The following is a 23,503-nucleotide window of genomic DNA, read 5'->3' on the forward strand; positions in this document are numbered from 1 at the left end:
GCGCCATCTTATCTTGTCGATAAACAGGCCTCGGTGTCACATCTAATTATTGTCACTAAACGCGGTTAGCGCATTTAGTTGTTGCGCCTGCACTTTGTCGACTACTCGAACTAAATTGGCGGCGTCTTCGTTAGATGCTTTTTGGCCATTAAAGTGAATATTACCTGAGGCGTGGTAGGTAAGGGTGACTTTAGTTTTCGGTATGCGACCGTCTTGTGTATTTGCATCCGGTGATGTGCTCGATGCTATTGTGCTGAATTCCCATGTCAGTGCACCTGACATACCCATCTCTTGAAGCGGCCCTAAGCCACCTGTCATCACCACTTTTTTGTTCGGTTCAACATAGCTTACCTGCATATGCGCTGCACTCGCCGTGTCAGTCGTCTCACAGAAACAGCCCCCAGCCTGCTCATCTATGCGCAAAGCACCTTTCCACCATGTGTGGTCTTTCGGCCACCACATATCCACATGTTGAATAAAATGAGAGTACACGACTTCAACTGGCGCATAGCTTTCACTCTCATTGGTGATAGAAAACCCTGAGTTATCTGCATAGTTTACGTTAGCGATACTCATTGAAGAAAATGCCGTACCCAGAAAGGTAGCAAGGAAAGCGGAGGTGAGCAGAAGGGGTGAGCGAGTTTTCAATTTTTTTGTCATTGTTATTACCCTGTTTTTGTTCATTGGTTATTGCGCGCGAAACCTGGTCTCGTCGCCAAAACGAATTTCGGTTCTTGTGTTTTCTAAGGTAATTGAAAGCAGCTTGCGTTGCTACCTACTTTAAAGCCTTACTGTTACAGGATTCTTCAGAGCTTTGTCTTGACCACATTGTCCTTACGGCTCAGACCTTGGCGCGCTTTTCTTAACGCTGTGATTTTAATGCTCTGATCCAAATTATGCGGCAGAAATAAATGCAGCGGTTAAATTGAAGTAAGTTCTTTCGTACTTAACTCCTTTTCGGCTTTTATTAGATGCTACACCTTGTGTCGCAAGGTATCAGTTCTAATGAAGACCACAAAAAGCTCGTAGTGCTTGCCAATTCCTCTCTAAAATCATGAAGGTGGTTGTTTGTTGTGCAATTAGCGATGCAAAGCTGCCTTATTCAGGATAAGCGTTTGACACTAATGTTAATTAGGGTTTCACTTAAGTAAAGAAACAAAGATAGAACAGACATGTCTGTAGACAGTAAATTATATGCGTTAGATGTAGACGCGCTTTCACCTACCATAAATCGCCGAGCTATAAACAGTGCCTTAAAAGATGATGAAGCGCTAAATGCGACCTTCATTGGGCAAGAGCGTGCGCGTGAAGCACTTACGTTTGGGTTAGGTATTAACACCAAAGGCTACAATCTTTACGTGATGGGTGAGCCCGCTACGGGGCGCTTCACTCTAGTGAAGGATTACATTGAACGCCAAGTTGCCCAGCTACCGGCGCCTGATGATTGTTGTTATATCAACAATTTTGACGAAGAGCGCGAACCTGTTGCGCTAAAATTTCCTCCCGGAGGTGGAAAAGCATTCCACAAGGACATGGCTGCGCTTATAGACGATGTCTTAGACTCACTGCCCATTGCTTTTGATAACCCGGGATATCAGCGCCGTCGCGCGTCAATTTCCAGAGAATTCGAGCAAAAGTACGATGCGGCTATCGATGCGGTAGAGCGTTACGCACAAGCGAATGATGTTGCGCTTTACGAAGAGGGTGGCTCTATTACGTTTTCACCTATCGTTAACGGCAAGCCAATAAGTGACACAGAGTTTGCGTCATTAACTGACGCACAACGGGAAGGGTTTTATACTCTTATTGACGAGCTAGAAAATAGGTTAAGCGAAGGCCTGTTAAGCCTGCCTACGTGGAAACGCGAAAACTCTGAGCGTCTTCGTGAGCTTGACAAAAAGACCGCAGAGCAGGGAATTAAGCCGCTGCTAAAAGTGCTTGAGCACAAATACGCGTCTGAGCTAGGGGTAATGAAGTACCTCAAGCAGCTTAAAACTGCATTGGTCAACGCTATCTTAGTCATTCACAGTGAAGAGCAGAAAGAAGAGAAGAGTGATGACTTCGACAAGAAGATATTTTTAGAAGAGCAATTTCTTCCTAACGTTTTGGTGTCGAATAAACTCGATGACGCAGCCCCTGTTATTTATGAGCCGAACCCTACTTATCAAAATTTGTTTGGCAAAATAGAGTACACCAACATTCACGGCAGCGTGTTTACAAACTATCGCATGATTCAGCCCGGTGCGCTCCATCGTGCAAATGGCGGTTATTTGTTGTTGGATGTCGACCAACTTATTGAACAACCTTTCGTGTGGGATACTCTTAAGCTTGCCATCAAGTCGCAGCGCTTGCGCATGGACTTACCCCAGCAAGATGTGGGTATGGTGAACAACATTACGCTCAATCCACAGCCCATCGACTTAAATGTGAAAATCGTTCTGTTAGGCTCGCGTGATCTATACTACACGCTGCAAGATTACGATGACGAGTTTGATGAACTGTTTAGAGTGTTGGTGGATTTTGATTTGGAAATTCCCGTCACCAGACAGGCGCTTTTTGATTTCGTGGGCAAAGTACGTGCGCATCTTATTCAGTTAGGACTTAAAGGCATTACCGCTAACGCGATGTGCAGGCTAGTTGAGTACTCGTTAAGAATGGCTGAACATAAAGAAAAGCTATCTGCGCACTTCGCTGAAGTTATTGAGCTAGTTAATGAAGCCTATTATTTCTGTCAGAAATCTAATGCCGACACACTAGAACTCGATCATTTAAAAACCGCATTAAGTGCCAAGAAGCGTCGCACCGGCCGCGTCAGTCAAACACTATTAAACGATATTAAAGAAGGGCACGTGCTAATTGCCACTGAAGGAAAAGCGGTAGGCAAAGTAAACGGGTTAACGGTATTGGATATTGGTGACACTGCATTTGGTACGCCTGCACGCATTACGTCTACTGTATTTGCCGGCGCAAGTGGTGTAGTTGATATTGAGCGTGAGGTAGAGCTTGGACAGCCTATTCACTCAAAAGGCGTCATGTTGTTAAACGGCTACTTGGGCAACAAGTATGCCCAACATTTCCCGTTAACCCTATCGGCAAATATAGCGCTAGAGCAGTCATACGGACATATTGATGGCGATAGTGCATCCCTTGGTGAACTGGTTGCGCTTATCTCTGCGTTGACTGAAATCCCTTGCTTACAAACCTTGGCTATCACGGGTTCCATAAACCAGTATGGTGAAGTGCAAGCGGTTGGCGGTGTGAACGAAAAGATAGAAGGCTTTTTCGACTTGTGTCAACACCGTGGCCTCACCGGCACGCAAGGCGTGATTATTCCTAAATCAAATGCGATTAATTTGGTATTAGACGCCACTGTTATCGATGCTGTGAAAAAAGGGCTGTTCCATATTTACACTGTAGAGACCGTTGATGACGCGCTATCTATTTTGATGGAACAGGAAGCGGGTAAAATAAGCAGTAAAGGTCGTTACCCCAAAAATTCAATCAATTACCATGCCGTAAACCGTCTATACAATATTGCGCTTATTGTTAATGGTGGCGATGGCGAATAGATAAAAACGAAGCGCGTACTTGCAGTGTCGAGACGCGCTTCTTGATTTTTGCATTAATCTTGATTGATGCGCTAATAAAGAAGCGTTTTTTCAGTAGAACGTGCACACAGCCATTCAATGTTAAACGCAAATACCAGAGCGCGCTAATTGCGGGTGCTGATGACCAGAGTCTCTGAAATTTTATCTTGGATAGCTTGTCGGTTAGGATCCCAGTAAATTTGCACAAATCCTAACAAGCCAGTTGCTAAACCCGCACCATAACCGCCATAACGGCCAAAGCTCTCCCATAGCGACAGTCCAGAACCATCGAGTTTGAGTACTTGTATGTTTAGCAGTCGTTTACCTGGAGTTTTTCCGTTAAACCAAGCGGTAAACACGCTGTAATAAAGCGCGGCCCAACCAAAGCCTAAGCCAAGCTCAGTAATTAAACCTTTAATCCATGCGACAATGCTGTAAGTGTTTGCTGAGGGCTCTGAAGTTGCGTCATCGAAATCTGCTAGGTCACTTTCCATACCTTCAGCTTCCTGTAGGCCATCTTCATGCACACCTTTATTTTGAGCTTCCTCATTTACTCCAATATCATCGTTCGCACCATTTTTCTCACCTGAGCGACTAGGCGAGTCGATCACGTTGCTGACAGTTGCATCGTCACGAAAGTAATTAGCCTCATTGGCAGCATCTAACGTAAGTAACACTGTCCAAAAGAGCATGAACGCTCCACCTATTCGAAGAAATGAACGCGTAGTTTTTTTATGGCACTGATTGGCTAGGTCATGGTTGGCTAAGTTGCGGCTAGCTTTATAAAACGTCACTGTAGCAATAATCGCCAAAAACAGTGCATCCAGTGAGCTCAAAATGGCGACAAATAGTAGGTCAACACACTGAGCCAACCCTCGTTGAAAAGGTGTAGCCAGACGCTTGCCTAACAGTGAGTTAGCTACGCCAAACGCATAGGGCGTGACTATATCCTTTGTTTCAACGGTTTCTAATTTATCTGCAGTATTATTTTCGACATCACTACTAAGAGGTGGCGTATCAATATGTTGATGAGGGTGAGACATTTGCCGTCCACTGTGCTTAACCTAATTCCATAACACTACTTTACACAGTAAGGCGTATTATTTTAACTCTTTTATCTGAAGGGTAAGCACCTCACAAATACGCATGCAAGATACAGTGTAATCTCTTCAATAGTCGGAATATTTTTCTTTTTAGCAAATAGATAATTTAAGTGTATTTCACTTAAGTTATTGATTTATATGCGCGGCATTGGGTTTGCATCAGAGATTATCGAATGAATAACAATGATGCCTTTAAGGAGGTTACGATGTTTAACTCAAAACGAACGATTACAGCAACTCTGGTTTCATTCGCTATGATGGGCTCATCTGCAATGGCACAAGCTAATGTTGACGAGATGAAAACTGCGCAAATGCAAGCAGCTTCAGCGTCAGTTCAACCTGAGTCCAGAACATCTGAGTCTGGTGATACGTGGATTACGTTGACCGGTGAGGTGTCTGCTGTAGATTCAAAATTCTTTACGTTAGATTACGGTGACGGGAATATCTTCGTTGAGTTAAGAGACACCGACCTTGACAGTAATGCCTATGCAAAAATGAAAGGCGAAGAAGTCATGGTAACGGCGCGTCTTGATGATGGCATGTTTTCGAGCGAAAGGTTAGTTGCTCAGAGTGTGATTGTCGATGGTATGGATACTGTTTATTTAGCTGAGTCAGTTAAAAAGGCTTCGGCAGATCTTTATTTAAGTACAGCAAGTAACATTGAGTTTGACGATGAAGAAATGGTTCTTGTAGGTACCGTTAAATCAATTGGCAAAGAAGCGTTACAAATTGACGTGGGCGATACCACCCTCACGGTAGAGCTTGATGAGTTAGAGGACGCACCCGTGGATGCGGATGGTTACCTCACGCTAATGAAAGGCGAGCGCGTACGCATCACTGGCGAACTAGAAGACGATTTCTTTAATCGTTTCACCGTAGAAGCTGATACGCTAATTAAAATGAAAAGCTAACTATTAACAATAGATAACGCTTTAAATAAACCGCCGAAAGGCGGTTTTTTTTGATTAAAGCATTAATGCACTTAATCACTACTTTGGAGGCATGCGCAGCCCGCCGTCTAAGCGGATTGTCTCACCATTTAGGTAGCTATTGTTCGCCATATGGATAACTAACTTAGCAAATTCTTCTGGTAGCCCAAGGCGCTTAGGAAACTGAACGTTAGCAGAAAGGGCGTCTTGCACTTTTTCTGGCATAGCAAGTAGCATTGGCGTGCCCATTACACCCGGTGCAATAGTGTTAACACGAATACCCAACGGGGCTAAGTCTCGAGCCATTGGAAGGGTTAGGCCGATAATACCACCTTTACTCGCGGCATAAGCGGTTTGCCCTATTTGACCTTCGTAGCCAGCAACTGAAGCAGTGTTTACGATAAGACCGCGTTCGCCTTCCTCGTTAACTGGCGATTGCTTTGCCATTGTCGCTGCAACTAAGCGAGAAACATTAAAGCTTCCTACTAAGTTTATATCGATAGTTTTCTGGAAGTCACCCAACGTCGCCGGATTGCCTTCTTTGTCGAGCAGTCGCTTAGCTGGGGCAATGCCTGCACAATTAACCACTAAAGAAATGGCGCCAAACCTTTCGGTTGTCGCGTCTATAGCTGCTTGAACAGAAGCTTCATCGCGTACATCGACTTTGGTGAAAAGTGTGTTGTTATTGCCTAATTCTTCTACACGCTGTGCGCCAAGCTCTTCATTTAAGTCAAAAAGGCTGACGTTAGCACCTGCATCTCGAAGTGCGATAGCAGTGGCGTGACCAAGTCCGGAGCAACCGCCAGTAACAATGGCAGTAAGATTATTTAGCGTCATAGATTTCCCTTAAACCCTAGTTTTTCACTATTATTAACGTGATGTTAACGGGAAGTAAGAAGAAAAACTACGGTGCCGACGGGGATCGGCACCTTATATTCAGCTATTTTGGCAACTGAATTTTACAGTCTTCGCTTTGACGGTAGATAATTAGCGTGTGGCCGATTACCTGTAGCTTAACTGAGTTTGTTTCACGAACAATGGCATCCATGATTAGCGCTTTTTCTTCGCGATCGTCTGTTGGCACCTTAACTTTAATTAATTCGTGATGGCTAAGGGCGTTGTCAATTTCGGCAACCACACCTTCTGTCAGGCCGTTCCCACCTAGCTGCACAACAGGTTTTAAAGGGTGTGCAAGGCCTTTTAGGAATTGTTTCTGTTTATTTGAAAGTTTCATGAAGTAATATTTCTTACAATTAATCTGTTAGTTTATGCTTGAAATAACGTATTCTAACGCCATCTTCTCTACAATCCTAATGACATTGTATTGGAATGACAAAAAAGAAACACTCCGCCAGCAGTAAGCGCTGGCTACAAGAACACGTTAACGACCATTATGTGCAAAAAGCAAATAAGGAAGGTTGGCGCTCGCGAGCTATCTATAAACTGGAAGAAATTCAGAAAAAAGATAAGCTTATTAAACTAGGAATGACACTTGTAGACCTTGGTGCTGCACCGGGGGGCTGGTCACAGCTAGCCGCACAGCTCGTTGGCGACAATGGTCAAGTTATCGCGTGCGATATTTTGCCCATGGACCCAATCGTGGGCGTAGACTTTTTACAAGGTGATTTCAGAGAGGACGCTGTTCTCGACGCACTATTGAACAGAATCGGTGGGAACACCGTAGATATTGTGTTGTCTGATATGGCACCGAACCTTGCAGGTAACGCGTCGGTTGACCAATCTCGCTCTATGTACCTTTGCGAACTAGCGCTTGATATGTGTCACCAAGTGTTAAAGCCTGGTGGTTCGTTTGTCATAAAGGTGTTCCAAGGTGAGGGGTTTGTTGAGTTCATGAACGCACTTAAACAATCTTTCACAACCATAAAGACGCGTAAGCCTGACTCGTCCAGATCACGTTCGCGAGAGGTGTATTTGGTGGCTTGTGGGTATAAAGTGTAGTACGCTTTGAGATAAGCGGTTTTCGTTGCGAGTTGTGTCGTTTATTCAATAAACAACTTGTTGAATATACAAGCAATTCGGGTTTATAGAGGTTAGTAGCATTGAGCGATATGGCAAAAAATTTAATCTTATGGTTAGTCATCGCCGTTGTTTTAATGTCGGTTTTCCAGAGCTTTTCACCGAGTGAATCGTCTCGTTCGCAAACTGACTACACAACGTTTTTGAGAGAAGCAGAACAGGGAAATATTCGAGAAGTTCGCATCAATAATAGTGGCGAAATTCGAGGTACTAAGCGTTCAGGCGAAACTTTCCAAACATTCGTACCTTACTTCGATGACAAGTTAGTATCTGACTTGGTTAAGAACGACGTAAGAGTGTACGGTGAACCACCAGAAGAGCAGTCTCTTCTGACGTCTATTTTCATTTCATGGTTCCCCATGTTACTGCTTATTGGTGTATGGATTTTCTTCATGCGTCAAATGCAGGGTGGCGGCGGCCGTGGCGCGATGTCATTCGGTAAAAGCAAAGCTCGCTTGCTTGGTGAAGACCAAATTAAGACAACATTTGCTGACGTAGCAGGCTGTGACGAAGCGAAAGAAGATGTATCTGAATTGGTAGACTTCCTGCGCGACCCGTCTAAGTTCCAAAAGCTAGGCGGTAAAATTCCGAAGGGCGTACTTATGGTAGGTCCTCCTGGTACAGGTAAAACGTTGCTTGCAAAAGCCATTGCCGGTGAAGCGAAAGTACCATTCTTTACTATCTCTGGTTCTGATTTCGTTGAAATGTTCGTGGGTGTAGGTGCATCTCGTGTGCGTGACATGTTTGAGCAAGCGAAAAAAGCGGCGCCTTGTATCATCTTTATCGATGAAATCGATGCGGTAGGCCGTCAACGTGGTGCTGGTCTAGGTGGTGGTCACGACGAACGTGAGCAAACCCTTAACCAGATGCTTGTTGAAATGGACGGCTTTGAAGGTCATGAGGGTATTATCGTTATTGCGGCAACTAACCGTCCTGACGTACTAGACCCTGCGCTTCTTCGTCCTGGTCGTTTTGACCGTCAAGTAGTGGTTGGCCTTCCTGACATCCGCGGCCGTGAACAAATTCTTAAGGTTCATATTCGCAAAGTACCAGTGGCTGATAACGTAGAACCGTCAGTTATCGCTCGCGGTACACCAGGTTTCTCAGGTGCTGACCTTGCTAACCTAGTAAACGAAGCTGCATTGTTCGCTGCTCGCGGCAACAAGCGCCTTGTTTCTATGGAAGAGTTTGAGAAAGCGAAAGACAAAATCATGATGGGCTCTGAGCGTAAGTCGATGGTGATGTCTGAGTCTGAAAAAGAAATGACTGCGTATCACGAAGCGGGGCACGCTATTGTAGGTCGTTTAGTGCCAGAGCACGATCCGGTATACAAAGTGTCTATCATTCCACGCGGTCGCGCACTGGGTGTGACAATGTACTTACCAGAGCAAGACCGAGTGAGCCACTCTAAACAGCACTTAGAAAGTATGATTTCTAGCTTGTTTGGTGGGCGTATTGCTGAAGCCATTATTTATGGTGACGACAAAGTAACCACGGGTGCATCTAACGACATCGAACGTGCAACTGAAATTGCACGTAAGATGGTGACCCAATGGGGCTTGTCGAGCAAAATGGGCCCAATGCTTTACGCTGAAGACGAAGGTGAAGTGTTCCTAGGCAAGTCTATGTCTAAGGCAACAAACATGTCTGATGACACAGCACGTGCCATTGATGCGGAAATTAAGTCACTGATTGACCGCAACTACGAGCGTGCTCAAAAGATCCTTGAAGACAACATCGATATTTTACATTCAATGAAAGACGCACTGATGAAGTACGAAACCATTGATGCTAAGCAAATTGATGATCTGATGAACCGCACTGACGTTCGTCCTCCTGCTGACTGGGATGACAGCAAGCCATCGGGTGGCGACAAGCCAAGTGGTGGTGCACCGGTTCGCGAAGGTGAAATTAAAAATGACGGTGTAGACAAACCGTCGGTAGGTAAGCCGGGCGATATTCCAAGCTAACCTTTTACTTCCATTAAAAAACGCCAGTTTAACTGGCGTTTTTTGTTAGAGCTGATTGATTTTAATCTGGGAATTTGACTTACAGTTTATGTCACTGTGTTAGCTGAGTTATTTATTTCGTTACGTTCTACACTGTTCTTTGCAAAGAACAATGAAAAAAACACGGCGAAGAACTAACCAAAGAATTCAGCAAGCAACAAGGCAAAGAGCATGCATTTTTAAGTAGGTTTCATTGCTAAGACAGCGGGTCAAAATCAGTTTGCTTTAAAGCTTCATTTCTCAACATATTTTCTGACTAAGAAATACGGTAATTTCAAAACAAAGATAATGCAGGTAATTCATGCAGTTTGGTAAGTACTTCATAGATCTGTCACAGCCTCAGGTAATGGGCATTTTAAATGTTACTCCTGATTCATTTTCTGACGGCGGCAAGCACACAAATGTATCTCAAGCCCTTGACCATGCGCTTCGCATGATTGATGAAGGGGCAACTTTTATTGATATAGGTGGTGAATCGACAAGGCCAGGCGCGCCCGACGTATCGCTGCAGGAAGAGCTTGACCGCACAATACCCGTTATTGAAGCCGTAGCTAAAAATACCTCATGTGTTATTTCTATTGATACCAGCAAGGCCGACGTTATGCGGGAAGCGGTGAAAGCCGGCGCGGGGCTAATCAACGATGTACGCGCTTTACAAGAGCCTGGTGCATTGCAAGTAGCAGCTGAAGCACAAGTACCTGTTTGTTTAATGCATATGCAGGGGCAACCCAGAACCATGCAGCAAAGCCCTGAGTATGATGATGTAGTGAATGATGTGGGTCAGTTTCTACTCGCGCGTACCAAAGTGTGTGAAGAAGCGGGCATTGCTAAAGACAAGATTTTGTTCGACCCTGGCTACGGTTTCGGAAAGTCACTGGAACACAATTATACGTTGGTGAAACACTTGCCATCGCTTATGAAGCTGGGTTACCCAGTGTTAGTAGGCATGTCTCGCAAGTCGATGATTGGCAATTTGCTAAATAGAAAAGTGGATGAGCGCTTGGCGGGAAGCATAAGCCTCGCTACAATTGTCGCCCAAATGGGCGCACATTTAATTCGCGTTCACGACGTGAAAGAAACAGCTGATGCTGTCAATATCGTGAAAATGCTGAATTCAGTAAAATAAGGAATAATAATGACGCAGCGCAAATATTTCGGCACCGACGGTATCCGCGGAAAGGTAGGCGAGAGCAATATCAACCCAGAGTTTGTTACAAAACTGGGGTGGGCAGCAGGCAAGGTCCTTGCCGGACGAGGGACGAACAAAGTACTTATTGGTAAAGACACGCGTATTTCTGGCTACATGCTAGAGTCGTCTTTAGAGGCTGGTTTATCAGCTGCTGGTATCAATATCGGCTTGCTAGGCCCCATGCCAACGCCAGCCATCGCTTATCTCACCAAAACATTTCGCTCAGAAGCAGGGATAGTGATTAGTGCGTCACATAATCCGTTTTATGATAACGGCATTAAATTTTTCTCAGCACAAGGCTTTAAGCTTGATGATGATATCGAGTTAGCGATTGAAGATATGCTTGAGCGTCCAATGACATGTGTGGCATCTGATAAGCTGGGTAAGGCTACGCGTATAAATGACGCTGCGGGTCGTTATATTGAGTTTTGTAAGGGGACATTCCCTTCAGAATTATCGCTGACAGATCTTAAAATTGTTGTGGACTGCGCACATGGCGCAACGTATCACATTGCCCCCAATGTATTGAGAGAGTTAGGTGCTACGGTTATCGAACTTGGTACAGCGCCAAACGGTTTAAACATTAACGACGGTGTGGGCGCAACCTCAATGGATGCGATTGTTGAAAAGGTTAAGGAGACCGGCGCTGATCTTGGCTTTGCCCTAGACGGCGATGGCGATCGCATTATGATGGTAGACCACCTTGGTAATGTGCTTGATGGTGACCAGATTGTTTACATCATTGCCCGCGACGCGCTTAAGAACGGCAAAATGCAGGGTGGTGTCGTTGGCACGTTGATGAGCAATTTAGGCCTTGAAAATGCGTTGTCAAAGCTTGGTGTTCCTTTCGCAAGAAGTAATGTTGGCGACCGTTATGTGATGGAGCTGCTACAGCAAAAAGGCTGGTCTATTGGCGGTGAAAACTCTGGTCATGTTCTCAATCTTAATATGAGCTCTACAGGTGACGGTATTGTAGCCGGGCTTCAGGTGCTTGCCGCAATGCTTCGTTCGCACATGGACTTACACGACTTAGCAAGTGGGTTTGAAATGTACCCGCAAACGCTAGTTAACGTGAGGTACGCTAACCAAGAAGTGGATTATTTAGCACACAGCAATGTACAAAATGCTAAGAAAGAGGCTGAGTCTGCGTTAGGTAAAACGGGCAGGGTACTTCTACGTAAAAGTGGTACTGAGCCGTTAATTCGTGTGATGGTTGAGTCGAATGACGAAAGCCAATCTCACAAATGGGCAGAGCATATTGCTGAAACTGTTCGTAATCTCGCCAATTAGTTGGCGTAGCAGGAAATTTTGCTTTTTGTGCTTGTATCTTCTCAATTAAATAGTTAATATCACGCCCGCTTTGAAGACAGGGCTAAGGTCTGCGTTGTGAGTAAAAATCTTAGAAAGCCATTCGTGGCTGGCAACTGGAAAATGAACGGAAATTTGGCATTAGTTGCTGAATTTAATCAAAAACTGGCGAATGTAAAAGCTGATTCGGAAATCGTAATTTGCGCTCCTTCACTTCTTTTACACGCATTTGAAACCCATTCGTTTGCCATTGGTGCTCAAAACGTAAGTCATCTTAATAACGGCGCTCACACTGGTGAGTTGTCAGTTGAAATGCTTAAAGAAGCAGGTTGCGGTTACGCAATTGTTGGGCATTCAGAAAGACGAGAAGACCAAGGCGAGTCAAGCGAACTTGTTGCATTAAAGGCAAAGCAATGTGTTTCTTCAGGTGTCGTACCCATCATTTGTGTAGGTGAGCCACTTGAAGTGAGAGAAGCAGGTGATGTTGAATCGTTTGTTGGCGAGCAACTAGATGCACTAGTTAGCGCCATGTCGGTAGACGAACTCAGCAAAACTGTTATTGCATACGAGCCGATTTGGGCAATTGGTACTGGTAAAACAGCCAGCCCTGAGCAAGCACAAGAAGTACACGAATTTATTCGCGGCTACTTTAATAAAGTAGACGCACAATTGGCTCAAGGCCTTCGTATTTTGTACGGTGGTAGTGTAAAGCCAGATAATGCTGAAACCCTATTTGCGCAAAAAGATGTAGATGGCGGTCTAATTGGCGGAGCCAGTTTAAAAGCTGAAGATTTTATTTCAATTTGCCAAGCGGCAAACTGACGAGGTATTTATGATTTACGAAGTGCTATTAGTAGCATACCTAATTGTAGCGCTATTACTTATTGGATTTGTATTGATCCAACAAGGTAAAGGTGCAGATATGGGCGCTTCATTTGGCTCAGGCGGTTCAAACACTGTTTTCGGTTCATCAGGTTCGGGTAACTTCATGACTCGTACGACCGCTATATTAGCAGGCTTGTTCTTCTTAATTAGCCTTTCTTTGGGTGCAATGACTGCAAACCGTGAAAGCGCAGAAGATGAGTGGAACAACCTAGAAGTTCCAGCGGCAGTAGAAGAGCCAGTAGAGCTACCAGCTGATCAAGACGTACCAGTTATTGAAGATGCAGCTCAAAGTGACGTTCCTGTTGTTGAAAGCGATGTAACAGACGTACCAAAGTCTGACGACGCTGAAGGTTCAAACTAAAAAGTTTTCGCGGAAGTGGTGGAATTGGTAGACACGCCATCTTGAGGGGGTGGTGAGCATAGCTCGTGCGGGTTCAAGTCCCGCTTTCCGCACCAAATAAATGTAAAGGCCAGCGCAATGCTGGCCTTTTCTGTTTTTACACCGTGAAATTCTTGATAAGGTGACCCTGTACGCTCACTTTTAACTAGCCTTGTTAATTGTAACAAAGCGTTAAAATCTAAAATTTACAGGATGTTATGTCTGTTCCTATTTTTATTATTCAGCTATGCTTTTCAATACTTAGTCATACTGTCCGCGACATAAACAAAACAACTTTTACGAGGCACTATAGTGCAAAAAACACTTAGTCAGAGTTTGTTCCAAACCCTATTCATAGGGATTGTGATAGCATCACTTCTGATAATTGGAGCAGTGTGGCGCTCAGCCAATACTCTCGTTGTTCAAAACATTGACCACAATATTGTTTTAGCAGAGAAAGTATTCGATAAAGTGGTTGCGGATCGTCAAGCTGTCATACGCAACGTTTCAAAAGTACTGTCTCGCTCATTTGATTTCAGGCGTGCGGTTGGCACAGAGAATATACCCTCTATTGAAGCGGCGTTTACCAGTTACGCGCAGAGACTAAACACCGATATCATCGCTCTGGTAAGTCTAGATCATCAAGTAGTTGTAACGCGTACAGACCTATTTGAAGTCGGTCAAAATGTGGAAAGTAGCCTTGCATTGGTTGCTAAAGGGAAAGACAGCGGTTTCTTCGTAGTCGATAATAAATTAGTACAGTTAAATCTAATTCGCGTAGAAATACCTACGCTTAGATATTACATGCTAATAGGCGTTGAGTTTGATAGCAGATTATTAGAAGAGCTAAAAGCGCTCGTAGACGCTGAAATTATTATCTCAAGAATTGATACCAATGACGTTCTTACGACTACCTTAAAAGAAAATGATGCGCAACGGATCCTCGCGTCAGAACACGACCCTTCGTGGATAGATGTAACGTTTAAAGACGAGCTTACTTACTTTGCCCGTGAGGTGAATATCGCCTCTGATGGCAATTTGCCGGTTAAGATAACTCTAGCAGTAGATACAACGTCTTCATTTAGTGCTTTCACACGTATTCAATTGACGATTCTTGCATTTTGCTTAGTCGCAATATTCATTGCTCTGGGTCTTTCTCTGCTGCTTGCCAGGAACGTGAGTCGACCAGTGTCTACCTTGGTAAAAGCAGTGAATAAGGTCGCGTCAGGAAGCTATGGCGCAACCCTTGACGCACCGTCGAACCTCAAAGAGATTACCGAACTTGCCAACGCAGTCGACAGCATGCAAGCAAGTATTAAAAGCCGTGAAAATCATATTCGTTATCAAGCAGAACACGACGTGCTTACCGGGCTTTTCAATCGGAACTATGTTGAAGGCTTCTTTGAGTCACAACTTCAAGAAGAAAGAGAGTTACAGGTTGTTGCCATTACCGTAATCGGATTTCGAACCATTAACGACCTCTACGGTTACTCTAACGGCGATAATACACTGAAAGCATTGGCCGAGAGGCTTCAGCGTTGGCCTGGTACTTCCGCAAGATTAGCTGGCGGTGAGATTTTATATATTACGCAAGATTCACTTAATGATGACCAGCTCGAAACGCTCAAGCACATATTAGAGCAACCAGTGGAAAGTAACCTGATTGCAATTCCAGTAAAAGTCGCAATGGCGGTTATCCAGTGCCCGCAAGATGCAACAACATCGGAAGAATTATTCAGAAAAATGAATATTGTTACAGATGAAGCGATACACAGCGACAGCTGGTGCGTTCGCTATAGGACAGAACTAGAAGATAAATACAATCGAAGACTATCAATTACCACTGAACTAAAACGTGCACTGGCTAGCCAGCAAAACGAACTGTCCATGGTTTACCAACCAAAAATAGATCTGCAGACAATGAAAGTATGCAGCATGGAAGCGCTTATTCGCTGGAATAATAGTGTTCTGGGCTTTGTTCCACCTGATGAGTTTATTACCATTGCTGAGCAAGCAGGGTTAATTGAGCAAGTTACGACTTGGGTAATGAAGCAAACCATTTCAGACTTAGCTTATTTTAGAGGCATGGGGTATGGGTTCACCGTTGCGATGAACTTATCTACTCAGGATATTCAAAATAAGGTACTTCTAGGGAAGCTAGTGTCGCTTCTAACCCAGGAAGGCTTGTCACCTGAGGCTCTGGAACTTGAAATAACAGAAAGCGATTTAGTTGCAGATGCGTCGCTTGCTATAGAGAACCTGAATGAACTAACGGCGCGGGGCTTTCATTTCGCCATCGACGACTTTGGTACAGGCTATTCGTCGTTAGCCTATTTAAAGAACTTGCCCGTAAAAACGATTAAAATTGATAAGAGTTTTATTCTGTCGCTGGCGAGTGATGAAAACGACCAGCAAATTGTTCATACCGTGCTGAGTTTGGCGAATGTGTTTAATTTAAAGGTTGTGGCTGAAGGTGTTGAAGACGTAGCGTCGCTTGAAATCTTAAAGGACTGGGGCTGTGATATCGTTCAAGGTTATTACATTAGTCGCCCACTTAGTCGTTCAGACCTTGAAGACTGGCTTCAAAATACGCCTTTCGGTGAATAGCTATTTCTTCAAATTAAATTTATTGTTTTACAGTAATCACTATGCCTTTGTCGCAGTTTTTGGCGACATGGCATCGTAAATGCAGAACAAATAATGAAGCGTGTAAAACGCTCTGCGGGCCTGATTTCTTCGCCAAAGTGTGAGTATTTTGCCCACTGAGTTGTGAAATTACTTCAAAAACAAGGAATTTATTATGGACATCATTCGTATACTTTTATCGATTTTACTTCCACCGCTGGGCGTATTTTTACAAGTGGGTATCGGTGCTCACTTTTGGATTAATATCCTTTTAACTATTCTTGGCTATTTCCCTGGTGTTATTCACGCTGTTTACATCATCGCTAAAAAGTAGGTGGTGAAAAACGCTGTATTGGCGGCTATGCAATAAATCGCATAGTCGTAGCGAGTACAGCAACCAAATATGAAATAAACAAAAGCCAGCTTTGATAGCTGGCTTTTTACGTGATGACGTTTGTCGAATAGGACGATTTCGGCAACGTGACATATCCCATGTTAGGCGGTGAGCTTTTCGTCGTCTAACTCTTGCTTCATCTCTTTTTGATATTCATCTGCAAGTTTTGTTTTTTGGCGGTCATTAAGCACATTGCCTGCAACTTGGAAGAATTCCTGTTCTTCGTCGGCAAGATGATGTTCTACCTTTTCCTGAAGTGTTTTCAAATGACGCAACCAAGCTGGTGAACTCATATCCGTATCATCGAGCTTTGCGAGTAGCTCATCAATTTCGTGATGCTCTGCAATGCCGTGACGTGTTAAATCTACAGTGGCATCTTTCTCCAGAAGATGAGAATAGAAATGGCGCTCTTCAGCGATAGCATGACTTTCAAGCTGTGTCTTAAGCTCTTGATAATATTCACGGCGCGCAGCAGTGTTTCCGCTTGTTTCAGCTAGAATTTTAAGCAGTAAACGTTGCTTTTCATGGTCTTGACGCAAAGCTTCAAAAATTTTCATGGGTAGTTCCTTATAAATACCAAAAAAATGAATCACACCTGTGGTAATGCTATTTTTATTCCATGAATGAGATTTTTGTTACGCGCTGATTTTTAAAAGAAATTTCAAATGAAGTGACACAGAGTCATTGAGTTGGGGAAGGGGACAACGCAAATTTTACAAGTCAGTTTCCGATAAATTCACGGCAGTAAGTCCGTGAATTTACCGAAAGAGGGAGATGGGATATGCGCTACACGCCTTGTGCGACCATGGCGTCAGCGAGTCTACGAAATGCTGCTACATTGGCGCCTTTCATATAATCAACGTAGCTGCTTCCAGCATCGCCTTCAGATTTACCCTCATCAACACAACGCTGATGAATGCTTTCCATAATTGAATAGAGCTGTTCATCGAGTGCGCTTGCGTTACGTTGATTGAACATGGCGTTCTGGCTCATTTCTAAGCCGGATAGCGCAACGCCGCCAGCGTTAGATGCTTTGCCTGGTACGTATGCAATTTGGGCGTCTAAAAACAAAGCCTGCGCTTCGTTTGTGCACGGCATATTCGCACCTTCTAGTACCATTTGACAGCCGTTATCTAGCAGTGATTTTGCATCTTCTTCAAGTAGTTCGTTTTGCGTAGCGCAAGGCAGTGCTATGTCGCATTTTAAATGCCAAGGCTTTTTATCAGCTATCCACTTGCCCATGTTTTCATCTGCCATGTCAGCAAGGATATTGTTGCGGTTTGCATGGTTGTCGATTGCCCACTTAAGCGCGGTATCAGTTAACCCATTCTCATTATGTAAAAGCCCTCGGCTATTAGACAGCGAAATCACTTTTCCGCCTTTCTCTACCGCTTTAAGTGCAGCATGTAACGCTACGTTACCGGCTCCAGACACTGCAATGGTTTTGCCTTCAATTGGAGTACCTTGATGTCGACATACCGCTTCTAAAAAGTAAATTAAGCCAAAGCCTGTAGCTTCAGTACGTACATAGCTACCACCAAATTCTAAGCCTTTACCTGTTAATACGCCTTCGAACTTATTGTTTAGTCTGCGATACTCGCCATAAAGGTATCCTATTTCTCTTGCGCCAACGTTTATGTCACCTGCAGGTACATCGGTATTTGCGCCAATATGTCGCTGTAATTCACGCATGAAGGCTTGGCAAAACAACATAATGTCGCGATCAGTACGCCCTTTGGGGTTAAAGTCTGACCCGCCTTTACCTCCGCCCATGGGTAAGCCGGTCAGGGCATTCTTGAAACACTGTTCGAAAGCAAGAAACTTAAGCACCGATAAGTTGACGGTAGGATGAAAGCGCAAGCCACCTTTGTAAGGACCCATGGCTGAATTGTGCTGTACACGCCAACCTTGATTGACTTCAATATCGCCATCACTGTTCATCCACGACACGGTAAAATAAATAATGCGTTCAGGCATGCAAATGCGTCTTATAATATCGAACGCTTTGTAGTCTTTGTTTGCATTGTAAATAGGAACAATATCTTCTAATACTTCGTGTACCGCCTGTAGGTATTCCGTTTCGTTAGCAAATTTCTCATTAAGAAAGGTATAGATTTCTTCAAAGTTACTTTTCTGAGTCATGTACTGCTTAATCCTTTTCTTCAAAATTAGTGAGAACGTTAAGGCTTCGAGGGCATGTTTTTATCTCAAGCTTTTCGCCTTCGTAGATCTCGCCGTCGACAGCATACGCCGTGGGCTTATCAAATGTTAACGTTATGCTTGATGCGCGTTCGTGCCGTATTGATTCAGATTGCTTCTTTGCTTCAGCTGGACTTAGCACTAGCTCTGCTAACGATGCGAATTGTTTATCAGAGCTGGGCTGAGGTAATAGCCAGGTCAAATCAAGCTTTCCATCGGTGATGTCGGGCGGCTCTGCGCCCTGAGCAAGTGCTGTGGTCATTGGGGCTGCGTTTGCAATAACAAAGCTCGGCGTTTCTAAGGTTTCAGCTGGCTGGTTGTCTTTTGCTACTTTAAACGTCATGTTTTCATTATTTGAAATCGCGTTCCATAGCCCTTTTAGGTAGGCAAACTGGCCGCCTACATTCTTTTCTTCGCGATCAGCGGCCGAAATCATTTTTTCCTCGAAGCCAACTGCTGCCACCAAAAGCATAACGTGGTCGTTACAGGTCGCGGTATCTATGGCTAAGGTGTTGCCCTCTATAATGATGTCGCATGCTGTACTAATAGGCATGACTTTACTAATGTAGCCATGCAACACTTGGCTTAGTGCGTTTGCTGTACCAAAGGGGATAATCCCCATGGTAACGTCGGTGTTGACCAAAGCCGAGGCGACTTCAGTTAACGTTCCATCGCCGCCGCATGCGACAATAATGTGGGCGCCGTCTTGTTTTGCTCTATCTGCTAGTGCCTTACCATCTACTTCAGGTGTGGTTTCTTTCACGGTCACTTTGAATTTTTCATTTAATCGAGAAAGAACGTCATCTCGGTATTGCTCCCATTTACCGCCCCCAGCAACTGGATTAACGATAAGGGTTAGATTCTTTTGTAGTGAAAGTAGGCCACCATCTCTGATCTGCTGTAGCGATGCTAATTGACGTTTGTTGAGCCTTGCTGTTTGGCGTATCTGGTTAATTTCACGTAATGCATCATCTACACTCAACGTAGGGTTTTTGGCCAGTAAATAGGCTGCAACTACCAGAACAGAGCGACCTCGTCCAAGCGCACAATGCACAACAACATTTTTCTTTTCAGAAATTTGTTGATTCAACCAATTTATTGCTAAAACAAGTTGTTCAGGAGTGGGGCTTGTATGGTCGAGTACCGGTACGTTTAAATAGCGGTAATCTTCTTGATATGCCGTCCAATCCAGTCCATCAAATTCAGCGGTTACGTCAAGAATGGCATCAATGTTGTTTTCGTTTAAAAGGCTAACGTGTTTTCCCGACATGCGGCACGCAAGGAATAAGTGCGGCTCAATTTTTTGTAGGGGGGGGACTTTATCCGTTCTCCGTGCGAATTCATTGTAAAGCCAAGAGCCCAGTAAAAAAGGTACAAAAATCCAGCGTATGTAGAATGGTATTGAGCCATCCTCACGTTTGCGAAACAGGCTTGGATAGTTGAGCAAATAGGCGCTGCTTACGGCAATAAGGGAAAATGCAATCCAACCAAATACCACTTTTAATAATATCACTGGCACGGTCAACGTTAGTGCTAACGCCACTAATGCACCAAGTACGTAATACTTCACCATTTTCACGATTAATACATCCTTTGTAATTGGAAAGAGCAAACAGTCTATGCATCTATACTTACACTGGAGCGTTTTCGTTTACTTTTGTCGCAATAGGGTTGAACTATCACTTACTGGTAAACGTATGCTTTGATATTGAAAATATGAGCGTTTCAAATGAAGAATAGTGCGGTACTAAAGGTTGCGAACTTTGTATGGTTCCAAGGAATTTGGTGGCTGGTCATCTTGTTCCAGAACAAAGCAGTAATTCCAGTGTTAGGGTTGATCCTTCTATGGATAGCCATTTCGCCCAAGCGAGAGGAAGATATAAAGCTAATGGGCACGGTATTTTTACTGGGCACGGTGGTTGATGCACTTTTAACCCAAAGCGGGCTGTTCATTTTTAACGAGAAAGAAACGCTAGTCAGCTTCTGGCCAATTCCAATTTGGCTAAGTCTTCTATGGGCAGCCTTTGCAGGTACGGTCTATCACAGTTTAACCGCCTTTAATGGTCGAATGACCGTTGCGGCGCTTGCTGGAGCTATCTTCGCGCCGCTCAGTTATATCGCCGGCGCCAAATTCGGTGCGGTTGAATTGGGCGCAAGCGTTATGCTTTCTTATATTTTTATCGCTCTAGTGTGGAGTGTAATCTTCCCGCTGTGTTTTTATTTATCCAATCGTTTTGAGGCAAAACAAGCCCAAGCGTAAATGCAAGGAGTGTATTGGCAATGACGAAAAACGTTTTAGTTACAGGTGGAAACAGAGGTATTGGTCTAGAAATAGTAAAAGGAATGCTGTCTAAAGGCTACAAAGTGCTAATGGGGTGCCGAGACGAAGAGGCCGGCCTTGAAGCCAAGAAAGATATTGTGGGAGGGGATTTGCATATTATTGAGATGCCTCTTGATAACGAAACCGCCATCATCGATGCGTTTGTTCGAGCTGAGGCTGTGTATGGCCCTATTGATATCCTCATAAACAATGCAGGTATCTTAGACGACACGCCATGGAAAGATGTAAATTCTGAGACGTTGGCTAAATCGATGCAAATTAATGTGAACGCCCCGCTTACACTTATCCAGCAAACGTTACCGCAAATGATTGAGCGAGGTTTTGGACGTATTATCAATGTAAGCTCTAGTTACGGTAGCTTCGCCGAGGGGCTGAAAGGGCCAATGTGCTATGCGATAACAAAGGCTGCTATTAATGCGCTTACGGTTAAGATGGCAGCGGTAGTTGATGAAGCTGCTGACGGTAAGTCTCTTAATGTAACCGTTAATAGCATGACCCCGGGTTGGGTGCATACCAGAATGGGGGGGAGTGATGCGCCTAAAACACCCGAGGAGGGAGCAGATACGGCTATTTGGTTAGCAACCATGGAAGAGGGCGGCCCCCATGGCCAATTCTTAAAAGATAGAGAGCCTATAGAGTGGTAGCCTTAATTAACTAGCCTAATTCGTATAGTTTGAAGGCTACCATTTTCACAATGCTTTTTAATCAGCATCTTCTAAAGTGAGAATCGCTCTCGTAGAAAGCGGGCGATTCCATCTTCATCGTGATGCCCAATGACGGAAGTGGCGGCGTCTTTGATATAAGGTTTAGCGTTAGAAGGTGCATAAGCCTCGTCTGCTAGCTTAAACATACTTAAATCATTATCACTGTCGCCAAACACAATAACGTTGCTTGCATTCAACTGTTGGCGCAAAAGCTCTACCGCACTGCCTTTATTCGCAAGATTGTGGTGTACATCCATCCAACGGTACTCCTCCCCTTCGATAGCTGGCCCAGAGTACGCTATCAGTCCTTCGTGCATGTTAAGCTGCTTATACATGTCATAGACTAGTGGTGCATCTCCGATCATACTGATGTTTGTTATATGTGCATTAGCAGGTAGCAACTCAATAGACGCTAGTCGCGCTTTAGTGCGCGAAAAATACTTTTCAATTAAATCGTGTTCCACCTGATGCTTAGGCGACGAATGGTAAATCACGTGCTCGTGATCTGGGCTATCCATATTCACTGTGTTAATGAAAGGCGTAATATTGTTATTTACGGCGTGCTCGATAATAAGATTTACTTCACTGGGCGCGAGCAAATTTTCTAGTGTTAGCGCGTTTCCGGCAGGATCCCAAATTGCCACCCCATTATTATAAATGTGAGGGAGTACAAAAGACTGACCTTGTAGCACAAATTGCGCTGAATGCATGGTACGACCCGTCGCTACGGTGAATGCAATGTCTCTCTCACCAAGCAAGCCCAACGTCTCTTTAGTAAACGAGGAGATTTCAGAAGACTTATTTAATAAAGTGCCATCTAAATCAAAAAATATTAAATCCATACAATTGGTGCCTAATCTCTCTTTCAGAATAACGCCGACCAAACGACGAAGGGCAATAAACGTGGAGTTCGTTATATTGCCCTTCGAAAATATTGGAACAGCTAGATTGATAACTCCGATATGATTACTGTATCACATTCTGCTTTGAAGCAGCGTTCCATATTATGTCGCTAGTCTTGCTACCGAATAGATTCGACCACTTTGTCGGTGTGCTGCTTCAGTAATTGCGAGACTTTAGAAGCAGACTGTGACTTTGTAAGGTTAATTACCAGCGCAACTTTACCATATCTAACCGCGTGTCTTACGGTTTGTATAACCTCATTTCTGTCTGGACGTAAACCGATTAAACCCGCTATGAATAACCCAATGAATATGCCTGGGCTAATTAGTGCTATGTAGGTAAACAAAGGATTTTGTTGAGTAAGCGCTGGGCCAAACTGCGTTAACAAAAATGCCGCCACTAAACCTACAATCAGACCGATTGAACCAAGCAACAGGTGGGACGACCACATGCTTTTGCCAATGGATGCGCTGTTACGTTCAAGTTTTTCACTCATTTTAGGGTCGCCAGCTTCGATAATTTCTACTTGAGATACCTCAACAGATGTTTGGTCTTGAACTATCTCAAGTACTTCCTGCACTTTAAGTTTTGACGGAAATACAGCCGCGACTTGCAAATCACCGGTTGATACAACATGGGCTCTCAAATTCTCATGTTCATTACTGTTTTCGCTTTTTGACTCTACGTTTTTCGAACTTTGAACATTCATCTTTAAATCCTCGACTTCTTACTTGGACTCTCTAAATCAATCCACTTCACTTGCACTTCAAAGGGTATTGCTGTTCGGCTTCACCTAAGTGCATAAGTAACTCGACAACTATTGTTCATACTTATTCAAGTTGCATTCCGACGAAGAAAAGTAGCGGTTTATACTTTAGTAGAAAAAAGAGAGGGTTTGTTTTTATGTTGTT

General features: G+C 44.1%; 21 protein-coding genes and 1 tRNA gene. 13 read left to right on the top strand and 9 right to left on the bottom strand.

From position 1 onward, the window contains the following. Positions 1 to 42: 42 nt before the first annotated feature. The gene (locus NO989_RS12435; RefSeq protein ID WP_371342667.1) at positions 43 to 660 is read right to left on the bottom strand and encodes a hypothetical protein; all 618 of its coding nucleotides are present in this window, start codon (positions 658 to 660) and stop codon (positions 43 to 45) included. A 512-nt stretch (positions 661 to 1,172) separates the two neighbouring features. Between NO989_RS12435 and NO989_RS12440 the strand changes: the two genes are divergently transcribed. Beyond that, entirely contained in the window at positions 1,173 to 3,569 is a 2,397-nt protein-coding gene (locus NO989_RS12440; RefSeq protein WP_014976416.1) for a Lon protease family protein, read from the top strand. 143 nt (positions 3,570 to 3,712) lie between these two features. Here NO989_RS12440 and NO989_RS12445 read toward each other — a convergent pair whose 3' ends face one another. Further along, on the bottom strand, positions 3,713 to 4,630 hold the full coding sequence (locus tag NO989_RS12445; protein WP_061485806.1) for an RDD family protein: 918 nt from the start codon (positions 4,628 to 4,630) through the stop codon (positions 3,713 to 3,715). Between the two features lie 266 nt (positions 4,631 to 4,896). Here NO989_RS12445 and NO989_RS12450 point away from each other — a divergent pair, with 266 nt between their 5' ends. After that, on the top strand, positions 4,897 to 5,601 hold the full coding sequence (locus tag NO989_RS12450) for a hypothetical protein (protein ID WP_061485807.1): 705 nt from the start codon (positions 4,897 to 4,899) through the stop codon (positions 5,599 to 5,601). Positions 5,602 to 5,679: 78 nt separating this feature from the next. Here NO989_RS12450 and NO989_RS12455 read toward each other — a convergent pair whose 3' ends face one another. After that, on the bottom strand, positions 5,680 to 6,456 hold the full coding sequence (locus NO989_RS12455) for a 3-hydroxyacyl-CoA dehydrogenase (protein WP_061485808.1): 777 nt from the start codon (positions 6,454 to 6,456) through the stop codon (positions 5,680 to 5,682). Positions 6,457 to 6,559: 103 nt separating this feature from the next. Then, positions 6,560 to 6,853, bottom strand: a complete 294-nt coding sequence (gene yhbY, locus NO989_RS12460; protein WP_014949363.1) for a ribosome assembly RNA-binding protein YhbY — start codon at positions 6,851 to 6,853, stop codon at positions 6,560 to 6,562. 95 nt (positions 6,854 to 6,948) lie between these two features. On the opposite strand from yhbY, the gene rlmE reads away from it, so the two are divergent. From rlmE to NO989_RS12505, 9 genes are all read left to right on the top strand, one after another. Then, the gene (gene rlmE / locus NO989_RS12465; protein ID WP_338853590.1) at positions 6,949 to 7,578 is read left to right on the top strand and encodes a 23S rRNA (uridine(2552)-2'-O)-methyltransferase RlmE; all 630 of its coding nucleotides are present in this window, start codon (positions 6,949 to 6,951) and stop codon (positions 7,576 to 7,578) included. 101 nt (positions 7,579 to 7,679) lie between these two features. Continuing rightward, positions 7,680 to 9,626, top strand: coding sequence for an ATP-dependent zinc metalloprotease FtsH (ftsH, locus tag NO989_RS12470; RefSeq protein ID WP_371342668.1), 1,947 nt, complete (start codon positions 7,680 to 7,682; stop codon positions 9,624 to 9,626). A gap of 340 nt (positions 9,627 to 9,966) precedes the next feature. Beyond that, positions 9,967 to 10,791 carry a dihydropteroate synthase gene (gene folP / locus NO989_RS12475; protein WP_371342669.1) on the top strand — a complete coding sequence of 275 codons (825 nt, stop codon included), beginning with the start codon at positions 9,967 to 9,969 and terminating at the stop codon, positions 10,789 to 10,791. A 9-nt stretch (positions 10,792 to 10,800) separates the two neighbouring features. Beyond that, entirely contained in the window at positions 10,801 to 12,144 is a 1,344-nt protein-coding gene (glmM, locus tag NO989_RS12480) for a phosphoglucosamine mutase (RefSeq protein ID WP_014949367.1), read from the top strand. A 96-nt stretch (positions 12,145 to 12,240) separates the two neighbouring features. Next, complete coding sequence (gene tpiA, locus NO989_RS12485) at positions 12,241 to 12,984, top strand: triose-phosphate isomerase (protein ID WP_039229431.1); 744 nt, start codon at positions 12,241 to 12,243, stop codon at positions 12,982 to 12,984. Between the two features lie 10 nt (positions 12,985 to 12,994). Further along, the gene (secG, locus tag NO989_RS12490) at positions 12,995 to 13,408 is read left to right on the top strand and encodes a preprotein translocase subunit SecG (RefSeq protein WP_039232721.1); all 414 of its coding nucleotides are present in this window, start codon (positions 12,995 to 12,997) and stop codon (positions 13,406 to 13,408) included. Positions 13,409 to 13,417: 9 nt separating this feature from the next. Next, positions 13,418 to 13,503: transfer RNA gene (locus tag NO989_RS12495), tRNA-Leu, on the top strand. Between the two features lie 235 nt (positions 13,504 to 13,738). After that, a complete protein-coding gene (locus NO989_RS12500) occupies positions 13,739 to 16,033 on the top strand; it encodes a putative bifunctional diguanylate cyclase/phosphodiesterase (protein ID WP_371342670.1) in 2,295 nt (764 codons plus the stop codon). Positions 16,034 to 16,226: 193 nt separating this feature from the next. After that, entirely contained in the window at positions 16,227 to 16,385 is a 159-nt protein-coding gene (locus NO989_RS12505) for a YqaE/Pmp3 family membrane protein (protein ID WP_014949371.1), read from the top strand. Positions 16,386 to 16,546: 161 nt separating this feature from the next. On the opposite strand, the gene NO989_RS12510 is transcribed toward NO989_RS12505, so the two are convergent. The 3 genes from NO989_RS12510 to NO989_RS12520 form a co-directional block, all read right to left on the bottom strand. Further along, the gene (locus tag NO989_RS12510) at positions 16,547 to 17,002 is read right to left on the bottom strand and encodes a hemerythrin domain-containing protein (protein WP_014949372.1); all 456 of its coding nucleotides are present in this window, start codon (positions 17,000 to 17,002) and stop codon (positions 16,547 to 16,549) included. Positions 17,003 to 17,231: 229 nt separating this feature from the next. After that, positions 17,232 to 18,587, bottom strand: coding sequence for an NADP-specific glutamate dehydrogenase (gene gdhA / locus NO989_RS12515; RefSeq protein ID WP_014949373.1), 1,356 nt, complete (start codon positions 18,585 to 18,587; stop codon positions 17,232 to 17,234). Positions 18,588 to 18,594: 7 nt separating this feature from the next. Beyond that, positions 18,595 to 20,223: a diacylglycerol kinase family protein gene (locus NO989_RS12520; RefSeq protein ID WP_371342671.1), complete on the bottom strand. Its 1,629-nt coding sequence runs from the start codon at positions 20,221 to 20,223 to the stop codon at positions 18,595 to 18,597. Positions 20,224 to 20,373: 150 nt separating this feature from the next. Here NO989_RS12520 and NO989_RS12525 point away from each other — a divergent pair, with 150 nt between their 5' ends. Together NO989_RS12525 and NO989_RS12530 are read left to right on the top strand one after the other, a co-directional pair. Further along, positions 20,374 to 20,904 carry a DUF2878 domain-containing protein gene (locus NO989_RS12525; protein ID WP_371342672.1) on the top strand — a complete coding sequence of 177 codons (531 nt, stop codon included), beginning with the start codon at positions 20,374 to 20,376 and terminating at the stop codon, positions 20,902 to 20,904. A 20-nt stretch (positions 20,905 to 20,924) separates the two neighbouring features. Then, positions 20,925 to 21,629, top strand: a complete 705-nt coding sequence (locus NO989_RS12530; protein WP_371342673.1) for an SDR family NAD(P)-dependent oxidoreductase — start codon at positions 20,925 to 20,927, stop codon at positions 21,627 to 21,629. Between the two features lie 71 nt (positions 21,630 to 21,700). On the opposite strand, the gene NO989_RS12535 is transcribed toward NO989_RS12530, so the two are convergent. Together NO989_RS12535 and NO989_RS12540 are read right to left on the bottom strand one after the other, a co-directional pair. Beyond that, positions 21,701 to 22,531, bottom strand: a complete 831-nt coding sequence (locus NO989_RS12535) for an HAD family hydrolase (protein ID WP_371342674.1) — start codon at positions 22,529 to 22,531, stop codon at positions 21,701 to 21,703. Positions 22,532 to 22,710: 179 nt separating this feature from the next. Further along, complete coding sequence (locus NO989_RS12540; RefSeq protein ID WP_371342675.1) at positions 22,711 to 23,301, bottom strand: hypothetical protein; 591 nt, start codon at positions 23,299 to 23,301, stop codon at positions 22,711 to 22,713. Between the last annotated feature and the right edge of the window lie 202 nt (positions 23,302 to 23,503).

The sequence above is a fragment of the Alteromonas sp. DY56-G5 genome (assembly GCF_041414725.1).
In the GTDB taxonomy this organism is placed as follows: Bacteria; Pseudomonadota; Gammaproteobacteria; order Enterobacterales; family Alteromonadaceae; genus Alteromonas; species Alteromonas macleodii.